Source organism: Pantoea sp. SGAir0183 (genome assembly GCF_043545505.1).
Genome location: NZ_CP028053.1, coordinates 2,547,223 through 2,565,930 on the forward strand (window position 1 = coordinate 2,547,223; position 18,708 = coordinate 2,565,930).

18 protein-coding genes are annotated in these 18,708 nt (G+C 54.8%); 8 read left to right on the forward strand and 10 right to left on the reverse strand.

What is annotated here, in order from left to right:
- The first annotated feature begins 20 nt into the window (after positions 1-20).
- Positions 21-1,427: a serine/threonine protein kinase gene (locus C1N59_RS11835; protein WP_394549562.1), complete on the forward strand. Its 1,407-nt coding sequence runs from the start codon at positions 21-23 to the stop codon at positions 1,425-1,427.
- Between the two features lie 29 nt (positions 1,428-1,456).
- On the opposite strand, the gene C1N59_RS11840 is transcribed toward C1N59_RS11835, so the two are convergent.
- Both C1N59_RS11840 and chaB read right to left on the reverse strand, forming a co-directional pair.
- Complete coding sequence (locus C1N59_RS11840) at positions 1,457-2,131, reverse strand: gamma-glutamylcyclotransferase (RefSeq protein WP_162835475.1); 675 nt, start codon at positions 2,129-2,131, stop codon at positions 1,457-1,459.
- Positions 2,132-2,558: 427 nt separating this feature from the next.
- Positions 2,559-2,789 carry a putative cation transport regulator ChaB gene (gene chaB / locus C1N59_RS11845; protein ID WP_394549563.1) on the reverse strand — a complete coding sequence of 77 codons (231 nt, stop codon included), beginning with the start codon at positions 2,787-2,789 and terminating at the stop codon, positions 2,559-2,561.
- Between the two features lie 365 nt (positions 2,790-3,154).
- On the opposite strand from chaB, the gene chaA reads away from it, so the two are divergent.
- Positions 3,155-4,246: a sodium-potassium/proton antiporter ChaA gene (gene chaA / locus C1N59_RS11850; protein WP_054633925.1), complete on the forward strand. Its 1,092-nt coding sequence runs from the start codon at positions 3,155-3,157 to the stop codon at positions 4,244-4,246.
- 63 nt (positions 4,247-4,309) lie between these two features.
- On the opposite strand, the gene kdsA is transcribed toward chaA, so the two are convergent.
- Genes kdsA through hemA form a run of 6 tightly spaced genes read right to left on the reverse strand, consistent with a single transcriptional unit; the run spans position 4,310 to position 9,648 of the window.
- Positions 4,310-5,164 (reverse strand): 3-deoxy-8-phosphooctulonate synthase, encoded by an 855-nt coding sequence (gene kdsA, locus C1N59_RS11855; RefSeq protein WP_006118907.1) that lies wholly within the window; start codon positions 5,162-5,164, stop codon positions 4,310-4,312.
- Positions 5,165-5,189: 25 nt separating this feature from the next.
- Positions 5,190-5,999 (reverse strand): invasion regulator SirB1, encoded by an 810-nt coding sequence (gene sirB1 / locus C1N59_RS11860; protein ID WP_033741062.1) that lies wholly within the window; start codon positions 5,997-5,999, stop codon positions 5,190-5,192.
- Complete coding sequence (locus tag C1N59_RS11865) at positions 5,996-6,394, reverse strand: SirB2 family protein (RefSeq protein WP_039340706.1); 399 nt, start codon at positions 6,392-6,394, stop codon at positions 5,996-5,998. Before C1N59_RS11865 ends, sirB1 begins: the two co-directional genes overlap by 4 nt.
- A gap of 30 nt (positions 6,395-6,424) precedes the next feature.
- A complete protein-coding gene (gene prmC, locus C1N59_RS11870) occupies positions 6,425-7,267 on the reverse strand; it encodes a peptide chain release factor N(5)-glutamine methyltransferase (protein WP_006118904.1) in 843 nt (280 codons plus the stop codon).
- The gene (gene prfA, locus C1N59_RS11875; RefSeq protein WP_006118903.1) at positions 7,267-8,349 is read right to left on the reverse strand and encodes a peptide chain release factor 1; all 1,083 of its coding nucleotides are present in this window, start codon (positions 8,347-8,349) and stop codon (positions 7,267-7,269) included. Before prfA ends, prmC begins: the two co-directional genes overlap by 1 nt.
- Before the next feature lie 42 nt (positions 8,350-8,391).
- Positions 8,392-9,648 carry a glutamyl-tRNA reductase gene (hemA, locus tag C1N59_RS11880; RefSeq protein WP_033741057.1) on the reverse strand — a complete coding sequence of 419 codons (1,257 nt, stop codon included), beginning with the start codon at positions 9,646-9,648 and terminating at the stop codon, positions 8,392-8,394.
- Positions 9,649-9,864: 216 nt separating this feature from the next.
- Here hemA and lolB point away from each other — a divergent pair, with 216 nt between their 5' ends.
- The 4 genes from lolB to C1N59_RS11900 all read left to right on the forward strand — a co-directional run bounded on the left by lolB (position 9,865) and on the right by C1N59_RS11900 (position 13,798).
- Positions 9,865-10,491, forward strand: coding sequence for a lipoprotein insertase outer membrane protein LolB (lolB, locus tag C1N59_RS11885; protein ID WP_006118901.1), 627 nt, complete (start codon positions 9,865-9,867; stop codon positions 10,489-10,491).
- Positions 10,488-11,345, forward strand: coding sequence for a 4-(cytidine 5'-diphospho)-2-C-methyl-D-erythritol kinase (ispE, locus tag C1N59_RS11890; protein WP_324019882.1), 858 nt, complete (start codon positions 10,488-10,490; stop codon positions 11,343-11,345). Before lolB ends, ispE begins: the two co-directional genes overlap by 4 nt.
- A 136-nt stretch (positions 11,346-11,481) precedes the next feature.
- Positions 11,482-12,429: a ribose-phosphate diphosphokinase gene (prs, locus tag C1N59_RS11895; protein ID WP_006118899.1), complete on the forward strand. Its 948-nt coding sequence runs from the start codon at positions 11,482-11,484 to the stop codon at positions 12,427-12,429.
- Positions 12,430-12,649: 220 nt separating this feature from the next.
- On the forward strand, positions 12,650-13,798 hold the full coding sequence (locus C1N59_RS11900) for a GGDEF domain-containing protein (protein WP_394549564.1): 1,149 nt from the start codon (positions 12,650-12,652) through the stop codon (positions 13,796-13,798).
- Here C1N59_RS11900 and ychH read toward each other — a convergent pair whose 3' ends face one another.
- Positions 13,799-14,074: a stress-induced protein YchH gene (gene ychH / locus C1N59_RS11905; RefSeq protein WP_394549566.1), complete on the reverse strand. Its 276-nt coding sequence runs from the start codon at positions 14,072-14,074 to the stop codon at positions 13,799-13,801.
- 258 nt (positions 14,075-14,332) lie between these two features.
- Here ychH and pth point away from each other — a divergent pair, with 258 nt between their 5' ends.
- Entirely contained in the window at positions 14,333-14,920 is a 588-nt protein-coding gene (pth, locus tag C1N59_RS11910) for an aminoacyl-tRNA hydrolase (protein WP_033741051.1), read from the forward strand.
- A 107-nt stretch (positions 14,921-15,027) separates the two neighbouring features.
- Complete coding sequence (gene ychF, locus C1N59_RS11915; protein WP_033741049.1) at positions 15,028-16,119, forward strand: redox-regulated ATPase YchF; 1,092 nt, start codon at positions 15,028-15,030, stop codon at positions 16,117-16,119.
- A gap of 301 nt (positions 16,120-16,420) precedes the next feature.
- On the opposite strand, the gene C1N59_RS11920 is transcribed toward ychF, so the two are convergent.
- Positions 16,421-18,385 (reverse strand): methyl-accepting chemotaxis protein, encoded by a 1,965-nt coding sequence (locus C1N59_RS11920; protein WP_394549568.1) that lies wholly within the window; start codon positions 18,383-18,385, stop codon positions 16,421-16,423.
- Between the last annotated feature and the right edge of the window lie 323 nt (positions 18,386-18,708).

Consider the following 18,708-nt stretch of genomic DNA (forward strand, 5'->3'; position numbering starts at 1 on the left):
CCCAGTTCAGAGAGTCCACTATGTCGGCTAATGACAATCAGAAAGCAGTACCGAATGCCTTGCCTGACGGATATCGCTTTAACGAGTTCGAAATCAAAGAAGTGATTGGCGGCGGCGGTTTCGGCATTGTCTATCGCGCATGGGACCATCAACTTGAACGCACCATTGCCATTAAAGAATACATGCCTGTTTCGCTGGCGTTCAGGACGGCGGATATGTCGCTGGAATTGCGCGGTGAACGTTTTCAGAAGCTGTTTAATGCCGGTCTGAACAGCTTTATTCAGGAAGCCCGACTGCTGGCACGCTTCAATCATCCGGGCCTGTTGCATGTCCTGCGCTTCTGGGAACAAAACGGCACCGCCTATATGGGCACACTTTACTACAACGGCATGACGTTGAAAGAGTGGCAGTTAACCAGCCATGAGTCTATCACCGAAGACTGGATTCGCCGCTTACTGCCGCCCTTGCTGGGGGCTATCAATACCATTCATCAGGCTGGCTATCTGCATCGTGATATTTCGCTGGATAATATTCAGATTCAGGAAAATCAACTGCCGGTGCTGCTCGACTTTGGCTCTGCCCGCAAAGAGATAGGCAATCTCTCTGATGAAACCGAAATCATGCTGAAACCGGGTTTTGCCCCCATTGAGCAGTACAGCGAAGAAGGCGAAGGTGAACAAGGCCCGTGGACAGATATCTATGCGCTGGGCGCGGTACTGCACACGCTGATTACCGGCTCCCCGCCGCCGGTCAGCGTGGTGCGCTGCATTGAAGACAACTATCAACCGCTGGTAGTGCGTAAGCCTTCAGGCTATTCGCTGCCGCTGCTGCATGCCATTGACTGTGCGCTATTGATGAAACCGCACGATCGTCCGCAGAGCATCGACGTGTTTGCTGCCCTCATTGCCTTACCGGTCAGCGATGTGGAGGCGGTCGTTAACAGTCTGCAACAGCGCAATGACGCGCAAAACCAACTGGACGCAGCCGCGGCCGACACGGTCCCACCGGTGGTCCTGGCGATGAATCACGGGGCGACGATGGCGGAACCGCTGACCGGACGCACAGTGCGTCGTCTGTCACCGGGGCTTCTGGCGCTGGCCGCCGTTGCCGTTATTGCCGTCGGCGCGGTGGTGTGGGTTGAAAACTCGCAAACCGCTTCGGTGCCACAGGTGGCGAAACGCAGTGCTGCACCAGCGACCGGCACGGTGCCCGCGGGCCTGGCGATGGTTTACCTGAAACTGGCCGGTGATGAACAGGTGGTCCTGAACGGTCAGCCCGTGGCCTTGCACGCCAGCAGCAACGGTTTTGCCGTGCTGAACCTGGCGGCAGGCCAGTACCGCATTGATGTGCATGCCGGGAATACGACGCGCAGTCAGTCCGTGGTGATTGACAGACCGGGCACCTGGCTGATTAACCCAACTCAGTGACCGGATGCTGCTGGCCTGGCGGGCGCGGATTACGCCTGTCTTGGCCAGTGCTGCTGCAGTTCACGCACCTGGTGCGCCAGGCGGATCAAATCGTCCTCCTGCATCCCGCGCTTAGTCAGTTCTTCTTCCAGCGAAAACAGGTACTGGGCGTTCGAGCCTAACGGTCCACTGGCCGCTGCGATCAGGGGCGCAACCGCCTGAGGACAGGTATCCGGTTCATAAAGCGGATGACGCGGATCCATAATAAAAACCAGCGCCGTCACGCGGCGTTGATCGTCCAGCACCAGCTCACACCAGGTCGGCAAATAGCAGCCGGTGATCATTTCACGCTTCCACAGTAATGCCAGTTCGTCGTGCAGCCGTGATTCCGGCAGGCGAAATGCCAGTCCCTGCGTGATGCCGCCCTCTTTCAGCGCCAGCATGCGCCCCGGATGGGAAGCCGTGCCGCGCCCGGCTGTGAGGCGCAAGCAAAAGGCACGGTGCCAGCCGTGCAGCGAGGCCGATGCCACTTCATCGGCTTCAAATACCGGGTTCCACATCAGAGAACCGTAGCCGAAGATCCATACCGGGCTGTGATCGGGCCGACATGCCAGGGTTGCCGCCAGCGACGCCGCGCGCTGTTCACAACTCCACAGTAATGTCTCCTCAATATCACCAAATGATGTTTTACAATCCGCTTTTAATAAAAATTCCCGGGTAAGCAATGCGACCTCCTCGACTTTCACCACGTCCTGTGTAAGACACTCCTCGGTTCTGTTGCGTGAACATTCACAAATTTACGCTGTATTCATTAAACTGACATTAATTATTAACAAAATCAGTTTCAAGTAAGAGTGGGAATATCCGCTAAAAAATAGCCTTTATTTAACTATTAAAAGCGGCAGCTATAACACCGCAAAAAGGTGTTTTACAGCGCGTAAAACGGTAAGGGCTGATGAGTTTCTTCACGGCATCCTGGCGTTCAGGATAACCCCTGCTCGCGCAACGTGAAGTAAACATGCGTAACGTGGGCGCGAAAAGAAGCCTGAAACGTGGGCGATCAGAGGGAAGAAATGCGCGTGAGAACGGACATGATGCTGGCGGGACGGGACATATAAACGGGCCTGCTGTTCAGGCCCACAACGCAACACACTATTTTTTGTGATGCCATTTATCGTCATCCCCTTTTTCATAGTCATGTTTCACCGCTGACCAGGCCACTTTGTGGGCCACTTCCTCGCGTGATTCATTGCCTCGCCGGTCATCGGGATCCTTATATTGTGACCAGGCATTGTTAAAGGCCTGTTGATAGATATCCTGGGCATGCGCTGGCAGGACGTGCTTAACGCTTTCTGGCAGGTCGCTTCGCTTAGCATAAGGCATCGTTTATCCTCCTCTAACATGATGGTTTATAAGTCTGGCGCAGATAAGCCAAAATGCAAACTGTGGTTTCTGCGCCTCTCCGCTTGTTATTTCTCTGTTCCGGCATTAACGATCACCTTATTGGGATGTATTTTGCAATAATGCGGAAGATTATCGCGAAAGAGGATTTGCTTTATGACTGATTTATCGGACAAAAGCGGGAATAAATTTTTATAAACCCCTTTTCAGGCTGAATGTGTGTGAAAGTAAAAAGCGGTAAATTTTCACCTGCTGTTCGATTGAAAAGTTACACTGCCTGACTTATATATTTCCCTGTCAGGGTGGGTAAATGAATTGCCCCTTTTATTCAGCAGCGAGGAGAGTGAATGCCTTTACATGAAAAAACACGTCACAAAGAGTTTTCACTGATACTTCCCCTTATTGCCCTGGGTGTACTCTATTTTTTTGGTGCACAAACCTCACTCCCGCTCGTCGTCGGCATTAATTTACTGGCGCTGGTTGCTATTCTCAGCAGCGCGTTCAGCGTGGTGCGTCATGCGGATGTGCTGGCTCACCGCCTGGGCGAACCCTATGGTTCCCTGATCCTCAGCCTGTCTGTCGTGATTCTGGAAGTCAGCCTGATTTCGGCACTGATGGCCACCGGCGATGCGGCACCTGCGCTGATGCGCGATACGCTCTACTCGATCATTATGATCGTGACCGGCGGGCTGGTGGGCTTTGCCTTACTGCTGGGCGGCAGAAAGTTTGCGACGCAATACGTGAATCTGGCCGGGGTAAAGCAATACCTGATCGCTATTTTTCCGTTAGCCATCCTGGTGCTGGTGTTTCCGAATGCCTTGCCGGACGGAAATTTCACCGCTGCGCAAAGTTTACTGATTGCCGCTATTTCTGCCGCGATGTATGGCGTTTTCCTGTTGATTCAGACCAAAACGCACCAGAGCCTGTTTGTCTATGAGCACGAAGATGACAGTGATGATGGCGATCCTCACCACGGTAAACCTTCTGCGCACAGTAGCCTCTGGCACGCCATCTGGCTGATCGTGCATCTTATTGCGGTGATTGCCGTCACCAAGATGAATGCTAACCCGCTGGAGCATCTGCTGACCGACCTCAACGCACCGAAGCAGTTCACCGGCTTCCTGGTGGCGTTACTGATCCTCTCACCGGAAGGTCTGGGTGCCATCCGGGCCGTCCTGATGAACCAGGTACAGCGCGCGATGAACCTGTTCTTTGGCTCAGTGCTGGCCACGATTTCGCTGACCGTACCGGCGGTCTCTATTATTGCGACGCTGACAGGCCAGGAATTGATATTCGGCCTGGAACCGCCGCAGATGGTCATTATGATTGCCTCTCTGATCCTGTGTCAGATTAGCTTCTCAACCGGCAGAACGAATGTGCTGAATGGTGCCGCGCACCTGGCCTTATTTGTCGGCTATCTGATGACCATCATGCTGTAATCTCACAAACCTGAGACGAAAAAAAAGAGCGAGAATTCGCTCTTTTTTCGTCTGCACTGCGGCTTATTTGCTGGTGTCCAGTGCCGGGAAGCTTTTCACCAGATCGTCAATCGCCTTCATCTGCACCAGGAACGGTTCCAGTTTATCCAGCGGTAACGCCGACGGACCGTCGCATTTGGCGTTGTCCGGCTCCGGATGGGCTTCAATAAACAGGCCCGCAATGCCCACCGCCATACCGGCACGCGCCAGTTCGGCCACCTGAGCACGGCGTCCGCCTGAGGCTGCACCGAACGGATCGCGGGTTTGCAGCGCGTGCGTCACGTCGAAAATCACCGGCGAGTTATTCGTCACCTTTTTCATGACGTTGAAACCCAGCATATCCACTACCAGGTTGTCGTAGCCAAAGTTACTGCCGCGGTCGCAAAGAATAACCTTGTCGTTTCCGCCTTCGGCAAACTTGTCCACGATGTTGCCCATCTGACCGGGGCTGACAAACTGGGGCTTCTTGACGTTAATCACCGCGCCCGTTTTCGCCATCGCCTCAACCAGATCGGTCTGACGCGCCAGGAAGGCCGGCAGCTGAATCACGTCAACAACATCCGCCACAGGCTGAGCCTGCGCCGCTTCGTGCACATCGGTGATGATTTTCACGCCAAAGGCCTGCTTCAGCGCCTGGAAAATCTTCATGCCCTCTTCCAGGCCGGGGCCACGGTAAGAGTGGATGGAGGAGCGGTTGGCTTTGTCAAAAGACGCTTTGAAAACGTAAGGAATGCCGAGTTTGTCGGTCACGTTTACATAGTGCTCGCAGATGCGCATCGCGAGGTCGTAGGATTCCAGCACGTTCATGCCGCCAAAGAGAACAAATGGCAGATCGTTTGCGACCCTGATATCACCAATACTGACAACTTTCTGTGTCATGCCCTTTCCTTATCTGGGGTGACGCTTAATGCAGCGTCACGCGTTTTTGTTCGATTGCGTGAATCTGGACTTTAATCATTTCGCTGACCGGATCCTCAGGACACTGTTCAACGAAGTAGGTTAAGTCCGTTAACGCGATATGATCGCACTCAAGCTGTGCATAGATTAATCCCCGATCGCGAATTTCATAGGGATCGTCCGGGTCAATGCGCAACAACACCTGGCTGACGTTCAGGGCCAGCTCCATCTGCTTCTCTTCCATCAGCGCCGCTTTCAGCGTATCCAGCATTTTGCGCATTACGCTGACGGTTTTGGCTTCGTCGAGATCGTCATCATACAGACGCGCCAGCGGGCTGATATTGCCTTTCAGCCATACTTCGAGCGTGTGCGTATCCAGGGTTTCCCCGTTGAACGGATTAATCAGCCACTTGTCGCCATCCAGCCAGTCGGCGCGCAGAATCAACTGCGTCGGGAAAATCACCGGCATCAGGGGCAGTTCCAGTTCCGCCGCAATATGCAGCAGAATCACGCCCAGTGACACGGCGGTTCCCTGACGGGTTTTCAGCACTTTATCCAGCCAGAGTGCATCAGACAGATTATACACGCCGCTGGCACCGCCAAATTTCCACTGCTTGTAAAACAGCTCCAGCAGCTTTTCGAGCTTTAAATCCGCATCCTGTTGGTCGCTGACGTAATCCCGGGCTTCAGCCACTAACGCCGCTAACTGTTGTTCGACCGACAGGGTCGGAAAATCGGTGCGAATGGCTTTGGTTGCACCCATCACCGCCTCACAGAGCGGTGTTTCACTGTAATCAAGTTGTTCGGTGGAGCTCATACTATCCCCAATAACGGCATTTTACTCAGTGCCAGCTTAATGATCGTCACCAGCGCGATTAAGGCGACCACAAAGGCCATCCAGCGGGTGCGATCAGAACGAGGGCGGCGGCTCAGCGCCACGGACCCAAGGGCAATATAGATAATAACGCCTAACAGCTTCTCCGTCAGCCAGCTTCCCTGAGGTGAAAACGGATAGAAGTGGGTCAGCATTACCAGCGCTGCGCCGCTCAGCAGCAGCAACGTGTCGTTGACATGTGGAAGGATGCGGACCCAGCGGCGTTGCAGTATGGCTGCGCCAACGCGCTGCCAGTAGAAGCGCAGCAGAAACAGCGAAACCGTGATCGCCACGGTCAGCAGATGCAGATTTTTTAGCAGTGGGTAATAAGTAAACATCATTCATCCCTGTGATTTTACGTTGCGGCACTATACCGGTATCGGCGCGGTCTGCCCAAATGTGACCCGGGGATTGCCACCGTAATCCTTCACCGTGTCCACCGCCTGATAGTGGTGCTGGCACATCAGTTGACGCACCGCCTCATCCTGCTGCCAGCCATGTTCCAGTAGCAGCCAGCCACCCGGCTGTAACCAGGCGGGTGACTGTGCGATCAGCCACCGGAGATCGGCCATGCCCGCCTCATCTGCCACCAGTGCGCTGCGCGGTTCAAAACGCACATCGCCCTCCTCCAGATGGTGATCGCTGGCATCAATGTAAGGCGGATTACTCACGATAAGATCAAATCGGGTCGGGGTGAGCTGTGCAAACCAGTGGCTGTGCACAAACGTCGCGTTAGCTATCGCCAGATGCGCAGCGTTATCCTGCGCCAGCGCAACGGCAGCAGGGACACGATCAACGCCGATCACGGTGCAATCGGGCCGTTCGCTGGCAATCGCCAGGGCAATGGCGCCGGTGCCCGTGCCGAGATCCAGCACGCGCGCAGGTGCGGCAGGCAATCGGGCCAGCGCCTGTTCAACCAGGATCTCGGTATCCGGCCGCGGGATAAGTGTGGCGTCGCTAACCCTCAGCGGGAGCGACCAGAATTCGCGCTCGCCAACTAAATGGGCAATCGGTTCTCCCCGTGCGCGCCGTGCCAGCAACGCCGTCAACTGTTGTAACTGCGCGTCACTGAGCAGGGTTTCATCAAAAGCCACCAGCCAGCTGCGGGGTTTGCCTGTGACATAACCCAGCAGGATTTCCGCATCACGCTTCGGGCTGTCGCCCCCACACAGCGTGGCAACCGCCTGTTTGAGCCAGTGGCGAATATCCATTAATCCTGACCGGCCAGCGCCGCCAGTTGGTCAGCCTGGTATTCCTGAACGATGGGTTCGATCAGGCTGTCCAGTTTACCTTCCATGGTTTCATCCAGACGATAAAGCGTCAGGTTGATGCGATGGTCGGTCACACGGCCCTGCGGGAAGTTATAGGTGCGGATACGATCGGAACGGTCACCGCTGCCCAGCAGGTTACGGCGGGTGCTGGCTTCAGCTTCGTGACGTTTTGCCATTTCGGCCGCATGGATACGCGCGCCCAACACCGATAAGGCTTTTGCCTTGTTCTTGTGCTGAGAGCGTTCATCCTGACATTCCACCACAATACCGGTCGGCAAGTGGGTAATACGGATCGCGGAGTCGGTGGTGTTAACGTGCTGCCCACCGGCACCGGAGGAGCGGAAAGTATCGATTTTTAAATCTGACGGGTTGATCTCGGGCAGCTCCGCTTCCGGCAGTTCAGGCATCACCGCCACCGTACAGGCAGAGGTATGAATACGGCCCTGGGATTCCGTCTCGGGTACGCGTTGTACGCGATGGCCGCCGGATTCAAATTTCAGTCGGCCATAGGCACCGTCACCCATAATACGGGCAATCACCTCTTTATAGCCACCGTGCTCACCGTCGTTAGCGCTGACGATTTCCACCCGCCAGCGACGTGACTCGGCGTAACGGCTGTACATACGGAACAGGTCACCCGCAAAAATGGCCGCTTCGTCGCCGCCGGTACCGGCACGGACTTCGACAAAACAGTCGCGCTCATCGTCCGGATCTTTCGGCAGCAGTAACAGCTGCAACTGTTGCTCCAGCGCGTCGGTTTTCTCACGCGCCGCCTGCAGCTCTTCCTGCGCCATATCGCGCATTTCAGGATCGTCGAGTAACATTTTAGCCGTCTCGATATCATCCTGGTTCTGCTGCCAGTCGCGGAAGCAGCGCGTGACATCGGTCAACTGAGCATATTCACGCGACAAAGCACGAAAGCGTTCCTGATCGGCAATGACGCCTGCATCGCCCAGCATCGCTTCCACTTCTTCGTGGCGCTCCTGCAGCGCTTCCAGTTTCGCAACAATAGAGGTTTTCATTTAACTGTGGGATTCCCGTAACAGAAGACGACAGCAGTGTGCCTAATCGAGACCCAGGCTGTCGCGTAAAATCTGCAGGCGTTCGCTGTCGCCGTCGCGCGCGGCCTGCTGAAGAGATTTGGTCGGTGCATGAATCAAACGGTTGGTCAGCTTGTGGGCCAGTTCCTGCATCACTTTTTGCGGATCGGCACCCTGCTGCAGCGCCTGCAGCGCACGGCCTTCCAGTTCAGCGCGGATATCATCCGCCTGAGCACGGTATTCACGAATAGAGTTGACCGCGCCCTGGGAACGCAGCCAGGCCATGAAATCGCTGCATTCCTGCACCACGATACTTTCGGCCTGCACCGCAGCGGCTTTGCGCTGGGCAAGGTTCTGCTCAATGATGGCCTGCAGGTCGTCAACGCTGTAGAGATAGGCATTCGCTAACTTGCCCACTTCCGGCTCTACGTCGCGCGGCACCGCAATATCCACCAGCAGCATTGGCTGGTTACGGCGCGCTTTGAGCGCCCGTTCCATCATGCCTTTACCAATGATGGGCAAGGGACTGGAGGTGGAAGTAATGACGATGTCGGCATCGGCCAGGCGCGCGTCGATGTCCGCAAGGCCAATCACTTCCGCGCCCACTTCTTTCGCCAGCGCGTCCGCGCGTTCGCGGGTACGGTTGGCAATAATCAGTTTTTTGACCTGATGTTCACTCAGATGACGCGCCACCAGCTCGATGGTTTCCCCCGCGCCAACCAGTAACACGTTGACGGTAGAAAGGGACTCAAAGATCTGCCGCGCCAGCGTACAGGCGGCAAAGGCAACGGAAACGGCGTTCGCGCCGATCTCCGTTTCCGTGCGCACGCGCTTGGCAACCGAGAAGGTTTTCTGAAACATACGTTCCAGTTCACTGCTCAGTGCATGACCGCGCTGCGAATCGGCAAAGGCTTTTTTCACCTGCCCTAAAATCTGCGGCTCGCCCAGCACCAGCGAATCCAGCCCGCTGGCGACGCGCATAAGATGACTGACCGCCTCATTGTCCTGATGCCAGTAGAGGCTGTTACGTACATCCTCTTCATCAAGCTGGTGATAGTCACACAGCCAGCGCACAAGACGTTCCTGCAGATCGACCTGTTGCTCTACACTCAGGTAGAGTTCGGTTCGGTTACAGGTGGAGAGCACGACGCCACTCTGCACCATGGGCTGGGATAACAGGCTGTCTAAGGCCTGTTCCAGCGACTCCGGCCCGAACGCAACGCGTTCGCGCAGAGCAATGGGTGCAGTTTTGTGATTGATTCCGAGAGCGAGCAGCGTCATGGCGATTTAGGTTGGGTTGTCCCAATAATGTCAGGGTTTTGTGAAGCGCATTCTACAAGATGCAGCAGATCAAGAAAAGCCATACAAAGGCTATGACTGTAATAAGATTAAGCCGATCATAGCGATTTTGCCGTATAACAGCATTGACGGTTAAAATGCGGATGGTTAGCGTTACCTGTTACCAATGAAAAATGAGTCCGAGGAGATGACCACTTGATGCTTACTTCCCCACGCAATCTGTTGCGCCTTTTACCCCTGGCCGGTGCTGTTCTGCTGGCTGCCTGTAGCATCAATAAACCACAAGGTCCCGGCCCGAGCGCCACTGCACCCCAATGGCAACATCATCAGCAAGCGGTCAGTAAAGTGACGCAGTACCAGACGCGCGGCGCGTTCGCCTATCTGTCGGACAAACAAAAAGTCTATGCCCGCTTCAACTGGCAGCAGACCGCACCTGACCGTTATCGTCTGCTGTTAACCAACCCGTTAGGCAGCACAGAACTGCAGCTTGATGCGCAGGGTTCTGTGGTGCAGATCGTGGATAGCCAGGGCAAACGCTATGTCAGCAACGATGCGCAGAAGATGATCTCGCAGCTGACCGGCATGGATATTCCGCTGACCAACCTGCGCCAGTGGATGATGGGCCTGCCGGGCGATGCGACCGACTACCAGCTTAACGATCAGTATCAGTTGCGCAGCCTGAACTATCAGCATGATGGCCAGACCTGGCAGGTGACCATCGCCGGCTACGACAGCAACGTCACCCCTGCGCTGCCCGCCAGCCTGGAGCTGAAAGAAGGCGATCAGCGCATCAAGTTACGTATGGATAGCTGGACGCTGAAATGATCACCACCTGGCCTGCTCCGGCAAAACTGAACCTTTTTTTGTACATCACCGGGCGCCGGGCGGACGGTTACCATAACCTGCAAACCCTGTTTCAGTTTCTGGATTATGGCGACAGTCTGGAGATTGTTCCCGATCAGAGCGATGCCATTACCCTTCTCACGCCCGTGTCCGGCGTGCCGGATGCTGAAAACCTGATCGTGCGTGCCGCCGACATGCTTAAGGCGGCTGCCCGCGAGAAGGGAACGCTGCCGGCGCAGGCGGGTGCGCGGATCGCCATTGAAAAGCGTTTGCCAATGGGCGGTGGACTGGGTGGCGGTTCTTCTGACGCCGCTACGGTTCTGGTGGCGCTTAATCATCTCTGGAAAACCGGTTTTTCGCCGACGGAACTGGCACAGATGGGCGTGAAACTGGGTGCGGATGTCCCGGTGTTCGTTAAAGGGCACGCCGCCTTCGCCGAAGGGGTCGGCGAGGTGCTTTCTCCCGCATCGCCTGCCGAAAAATGGTATCTTGTTGCCCATCCCGGCGTCAGCGTGGCCACGCCGGTGGTCTTTAACGATCCGGCACTCCCCCGTGACACGCCCGTGCGCACTTTATCAGCACTTTTACAGGCCCCCTTTCTTAACGATTGCGAATCAGTAGTAAGAAAACGTTTTCGTGAGGTTGATGAGCTTGTTTCATGGCTGCTAGAATACGCGCCGTCGCGCCTGACAGGGACAGGTGCTTGTGTGTTTGCTGAATTTGACACCGAGTACGCTGCTCGCCAGGTGCTGGAACTTGCCCCGTCATGGGTGCGCGGTTTTGTAGCCCGAGGCGTTAACGTCTCGCCGTTACAGCGCACTCTGCAAGGCGATTAGCGATAGCGTGACTGTGTCACCCTGTTCCAGATACAGCACGTTTCGCACTCACATACCCGTGTGAACGATCACGACAGTATTCGCCGGTTACTGTCATGACGTTCATTCTCTGGACGCAAAGCCTGAGGTTCTTCTCGTGCCTGATATGAAGCTTTTTGCTGGTAACGCCACCCCGGAACTAGCACAACGTATTGCCAACCGCCTTTACACCAGCCTGGGCGACGCCGCTGTCGGTCGTTTCAGTGATGGCGAAGTAAGCGTACAAATTAATGAAAATGTACGCGGTGGTGATATTTTCATCATCCAGTCCACCTGTGCTCCCACCAATGATAATTTGATGGAACTGGTCGTGATGGTCGACGCGCTGCGTCGTGCTTCAGCTGGTCGTATTACCGCTGTTATCCCCTACTTTGGTTATGCCCGTCAGGACCGCCGCGTGCGTTCTGCGCGTGTGCCTATTACCGCCAAAGTCGTGGCTGACTTTCTTTCCAGCGTCGGCGTTGACCGTGTTTTAACGGTTGACCTGCACGCTGAGCAGATCCAGGGCTTCTTCGACGTCCCGGTTGATAACGTCTTCGGCAGTCCCATTCTGCTGGAGGATATGTTACAGATTGGCCTGGAAAACCCGATTGTTGTTTCGCCTGACATTGGCGGCGTGGTTCGTGCCCGTGCTATTGCGAAACTGCTGAACGACACCGATATGGCCATCATCGACAAACGTCGCCCGCGTGCGAACGTTTCTCAGGTTATGCATATCATTGGTGACGTTGCGGGCCGTGACTGTGTGCTGGTCGATGACATGATCGACACCGGCGGCACACTGTGCAAAGCCGCGGAAGCGCTGAAAGAGCGCGGTGCCAAGCGCGTGTTCGCGTACGCGACGCACCCTATCTTCTCCGGTAACGCGGTGGAAAACTTACGTAAATCTGTCATCGATCAGGTTATCGTGTGTGACACCATTCCGTTATCCGAAGAGATGAAGTCGCTGCCAAACGTCCGTACCCTGACGCTGTCAGGCATGCTGGCCGAAGCCATTCGCCGCATCAGTAACGAAGAGTCCATTTCGGCAATGTTCGAACACTAATCTTCGCAGGCCGGACACGCTGTCCGGCCTTTTCTTTTGTCTGTGCCGTTCCCCTTCCGACAAAGCTGCTTGATTCACAGAAATTTTCGTTATGAGTCACCGCCGTTATTGTCACGCTTACTACGAAAAACTCTTTCGCTGAAATTATCTTATCTGCTCTTTTGCCATTCTGCGTTGAGTGGTACTTTGCCCGCACTTTTTATTGCGATCGTTTTCCACTATGAACCTCGACGTCTATACGTTATTTATTTGCGAACTCTACGTACTGGGGTTTATGAGTCTGATCCTGGCATTTGCCTGGGTCGGTTCGCATTACGATCGCACGCTGGGCTATGTTTGCGTGGCCATTTTACTGACGCTGGTCGCCTTTATTCTCAGTAGCCTGCGCAGCCAGGGCTATCAGTTTTTACCGGTGGCCATGAGCAACGTGTTGCTTATGCTGGCTTACGGGGGATTGTTCAGCGCGTTTCGCACCTTTTGCGGTAAGCAGCCGGGGATGAGTGGTCTGGTCGGGGCGCTGATCTGGTCACTGCTCTGCCTGATTCCGGGATTTTATTACAGCTTATCGCTGCGCGTACTGGTGCTCTGCCTGCTCTGCATCGGGTATACCGGAGCGCTTATCTATTTTCTCTGGCTGGCGCGGCGCAATATGGATGCAACGTTCTGGCCTGCCCAGCTCCTGCTCTGGATTCACCTGATATTCCATGTGGCTCGCATATTTCTGGATAATTCCCGCCCGGTCGGCGTTCAGGGCGCGATAAGCGGATCGAATTTCTCCGTCTATGTGATTATGGAATCCATGCTGTTTGTCATTGGGTTTACCGTGACGATTCTGGCGATGGTCAATGAGCGGACGCGCAATGCGCTGAAAGCGGCTTCACTGCACGATCCTCTGACCAATATCTGGAACCGTCGTGCGCTGTTTACCGGGGCCGAGGTGATGATTGAAGCCTGTCAGAAGCAGAATAAAGCGCTGACGGTGGTGTTATTCGATCTGGACCATTTTAAAGGTATTAATGACCGCTACGGGCATCATCAGGGCGACCAGGTTCTGATTGATTTCAGTCACCGTGTGTCCGGCATGCTGCCTGAAGGGGCGCGCTTTGCGCGACTGGGCGGCGAAGAATTTGCCGCCCTTCTGCCGATGATGTCAGCGCAGGCTAACGTCTGGTGCGAGCAGGTGCGCCAGGCGATCCACCTTTCCCGACCGGGACAGATTCCCTATTCCGTCAGCATTGGCTTCTCTACCGCCGACAATCGCCACATTGATTTTAGCGAACTGATGGCGCTGGCTGACAAAGCGCTCTATCAGGCAAAAGCCAAAGGCAGAAACCGAACCCAACCCTGCCTGACGTTGCCGGGAACGTGATTATGACGAGTGATGGCTGCGGCGGCAGCGTTTATCGCCATAATGCCGCTCCCAGTAATAGCGATCTTCGACTTTTTCACGACCGCTAATGCAGGCACCGGCCAGCCATAACAGTGCGCCAAAGAAAATCCCAAACATCGCGCCCTGCGCCAGTATCTGCGGCAGATTTAAAGAGGGAAGTTGGTTAATAATCGAAAAACCAACGCCGAGTACCATGGTCACTAAGCCCAGTGCCATTAAGGCATTTCCTGCCATACTTGAGTGATGACGTTTCATCTTTCACCTCCTGACGGTGCGGTCCGATGAGCGCACACAATGTTAACCTGTCAGTAGTTTAGGCAATGACAGCAGGCTAATTTGTGCACTTCGTCACACTCAGAACAGGATAAGTGTGACCAAAGCATAATTACAGCTTATTGATTTAGATGAAAAACAATTAATCACCGACACTAATAATTCGTGGCTCACACTTTGTGATCCGCAGCCTGGCACAGTAAACTACTGCCCTTTGGTGATAACAGCAGGATATTCCTTGTGAGCAGCATTAAACTGATTGTCGGCCTGGCGAATCCCGGTGCGGAATATGCCGCCACGCGCCATAACGCGGGGGCGTGGTATCTGGATTTGCTGGCTGAGCGGCACAATCAGTCGTTAAAAGAAGAAGCCAAATTTTTCGGTTATACGGCGCGACTGGCGCTGGCGGGCGAAGATGTCCGACTGCTGGTGCCCACCACCTTTATGAACCTCAGCGGCAAAGCGGTCGCGGCGATGGCGACCTTCTACCGTATTGCGCCCGAAGAAATTTTAGTGGCGCACGATGAACTCGATCTGCCACCGGGCATTGCGAAATTCAAACAAGGCGGCGGTCACGGCGGTCATAACGGCCTGAAAGACATCATCAGCAAGCTGGGCAATAATAATAACTTTCATCGCCTGCGCATCGGTATCGGCCATCCCGGTGACCGCAACAAAGTGACCGGATTTGTGTTAGGCAAACCGCCCGCCAGTGAGCAAAAGCTGATCGATGACGCCATTGATGAAGCAGCGCGCTGCACCGAACTGTGGCTGAAGGAAGATCGCATTAAGGCAATGAACCGCCTGCATGCCTTTAAGCCTGTCTAATCGCCCCGATTGTCGCGAATCTGTGTATAATGCGCGAAAATTATCTTACGTTTCCGGCGGCGCCTGCGTCCAGGCGTTGCCCATCCAGCTATAAAGGGTATTAAACCATGGGATTCAAATGCGGTATCGTGGGCCTGCCAAATGTCGGTAAATCCACTCTGTTTAACGCGCTGACAAAAGCGGGTATTGAAGCGGCGAACTTCCCCTTCTGCACCATTGAACCCAACACGGGCGTTGTACCTATGCCTGACCTGCGTCTGGATCAGCTGTCCGAGATCGTCAAGCCACAGCGCGTGGTTCCGACTACCATGGAATTCGTCGATATCGCCGGTCTGGTAAAAGGTGCATCGAAAGGTGAGGGCCTGGGCAACCAGTTCCTGACCAATATCCGTGAAACCGAAGCGATCGGCCACGTGGTTCGCTGCTTTGAAAACGACAATATTATCCACGTGAATAATAAAGTCGATCCGGCTGATGATATCGAAACCATCAACACCGAGCTGGCGCTGGCGGATCTGGACACCTGTGAACGTGCACTGCAGCGCGTGCAGAAAAAAGCCAAAGGTGGCGATAAAGACGCGAAAGCGGAACAGGCGGCGCTGGAGAAATGTCTGCCTCATCTGGAAAACGCGGGCATGCTGCGCGCGCTGGATCTGACCGATGAGGACAAAGCCGCTCTGCGCTATCTGAGCTTCCTGACGCTCAAGCCCACGATGTACATTGCTAACGTCAACGAAGATGGCTTTGAAAACAACCCGTACCTGGATAAAGTGCGCGAAATCGCCGCCAAAGAAGGTTCTGTCGTTGTGCCAGTCTGTGCCTCTGTCGAATCTGATATCGCCGAACTGGAAGACGAAGATCGTGACGAGTTTATGGCCGAGCTGGGCATCGAAGAGCCAGGCCTGAACCGCGTGATTCGTGCCGGTTACGCACTGCTGAATCTGCAGACCTATTTCACCGCCGGCGTCAAAGAAGTACGCGCATGGACTATCCCTGTTGGCGCCACCGCCCCACAGGCCGCCGGTAAAATCCACACCGACTTCGAGAAAGGCTTTATTCGCGCACAAACGATCGCGTTTGAAGACTTTATTACCTATAAGGGTGAGCAAGGCGCGAAAGAAGCGGGCAAGATGCGTTCAGAAGGCAAAGAGTACATCGTTAAAGATGGCGATGTGATGAATTTCTTGTTTAACGTCTAATCCCTGTAGTTAAAACAAACTGCACGTGAGTGAACAAGGTTGTGAAAGCCACGCGAATGCGTGGCTTTTTCGTTTTAAAGCTTCACAGAACAGGTTTGAAAAAAGCCACTAAGACATTGAGGATCAAACGCAACGTAGGCTGAATTTTCCGTCTTGAAAATAAGGCGGCTAATAAGCAACCTGACGAGGTGTGATAAATAACAACAAGAAAGCCCGGGTTCACTTTGCCATCACCTCAGTTGTTATCCCTGCTTAACAGAGACTGGCGCAGGGCCTTCCTGGTCGCGGCGCCAGCAGTGACTTATCGTGACGAGGAAAGTGTCTGCAGCACTCTCAGCTCGGCGACCGCTTCCTGCATCGCATCCATACCTGCCGTTAAGGTGCGCAGATTATCCAGCTGTTTCGCCATCCCTGCCCGTTCATGGCGGCTTCGATCGCTCATGGCGGCAATCGCATCGGCAGCCTGGATACTGCGGTCTGCCATGTCCGTCGCGGTTTGTACCGTGTTTGTCGCGACATCGCGGATACGCGAGATCGTGTCGACCGCATCATTAATGTTGCTAGCGGTCGCTTCAGCCTGCTCTTTCGAGGATTGCGCCAGACGGCGAACTTCCCCTGCCACAACGGCAAATCCTCTGCCAGCTTCCCCCGCGCGTGCAGCCTCGACAGCGGCATTGAGCGCCAGAATATTGGTCTGGAAAGCGATATTGCTGATGCCGTGCGTAATAACGTTGATGCCGTTAGATATCGCTTCCAGATCGTCCAGCCCGCCCCCCAGGCGCCCTTGTGCCTGCTGGCTTTCTTTGGCGAGAGTGCTGATAGCGCGAATGCTGCTTTCGGCCATCGACAACGCTTCGCTCTGGCTCTGGGTTGCCGCCTCAAGTACCGGCAGCGCCTGAACGATAGGTGCCAACTCCTGCTGATAGTTCACCACGCGAGCCAGCACGCCCGACTGGACGCGGTTTAGCGCTTCCCAGCGACGTAACGCGCGCTGCGCATAGTGCGCGGCATAGCTGGCATATTCCACCGGAAATTGCGCCATGGCGTTTACGTTATGATTGAAGAATACCAGTGCAGACAAGGTCTGATTGATCGGTACGCCCAGAATTTCACCAAAGCTGGAGAACCCGGCCGCCGGGATGCCTTTAAAGAAATGCGCATCGTGCAGCTTATCGGGATTGCCCTGTCGGCGCAGTATGCAGTCATTCATCAGGACCGCCGCCGGTTTGCCGTGACGTTGCGTAAAGGCCTGCCAGTCCCGCAGCGTAGCCTGTTTAAAATCGGTTTCACGCATTAAGTAAAGCCGATCGCCAAACTCCAGATCGCAAAAAAACTGTACACTGTGGCTGTCCATCTTCGCTACAGAACGAATGAAATACGCGTCACCTACCTTCACCGCAAACGTTAAACCTTTCAGACGCTCCGTCAGCTGCTGTTCATTGCAGCCCAGATGTTCAGCCAGTGCCTGGGTGAAGGGCTGTTGCTGCCCCTGTGGGTTGAACACGGAAGTCAGGGTACGCTTAACCGGATCCGCCTCGGCAATCAGCCAGCTCTTGTTCAGTGGCTCGAAGTTCTGACTCTTAAAGGGTGAAAAGGACTTACCCGCCGCCATTTTGCAGAAAACAATAACGGCTTTCCCCTGCAGTACACGCCCGCCAGCGCCAATCCATGTCCCGTCAAAGGTGACGCGTCCACCGGCGGATCCGCCGATTGCCAGGCAGGGAAAGCGGCCCGTATTATACCAGGCCTGCATTAAAAACCCTTCCGATGCAGACAGCCCGTCACAGTAAATCATGGCAAAGGTACGGTCAGCAGAGAGCGGCATGCTCAGCCTCAACGCAGCCAGCTCATCCTGGATGGCACGAATGCGATCCGTCGCCGTGTGGGTATCGTGAAGGTGCAGATCGACCACATGTGTTTCATGCTCTGCAATCAGGTTACGGGGTAACCAGAGCCAGCTGCCTTCCTGCCCGTCGCCTTTGCAGTACGTTGTTTGCTTGCCGCTGGCGCTGAGCGCTCCGTTAGAGGAGAGCGTAATGACGGTCAAATCTGTTGATGTAAAGCGTTGCCATGCCTGACTGACCTTATGAAAATCGGCCTCTGGCGGCACAAACGTCAGCAAAATACCCGCAGCACGACTGCTGAGGCCTGCTGCAGAGAGCGAAGTGGGTAAGCTTTCACAGTTAAAGATCCCGTTGGCGGGCTGAGATCCCCCCGCAAAACGTGAACCGGTTAAGCTTCTGGTCATTGTCTTGATGACAGACATATTGTTGTTTCCACTGTAATTAAAAGGAATGCACGTACTGGTGTCGTAAAAAAGCACACAAATGACTGAGTAATAATCAGCTTTGACGCTTCAGGCTCAGCCCCAACATTGAGCTGAGCATGCGTTATCGACACAGGAGGCAATTGCTTCAACGATTACTGCGATTATTGTTATTGATGGGTCAGTGCTGGACAGGGCGACGGTTGCGACAGGCTGGTTCTCTGCATTTTCATTGGGATGCCTGCCCGCAGTTAAGATGCGCACAGAACCGCCGCGCCCTTTCCGCCCGGACGCCTTCATGGCCAGCGCAGTGATCTGCCCTT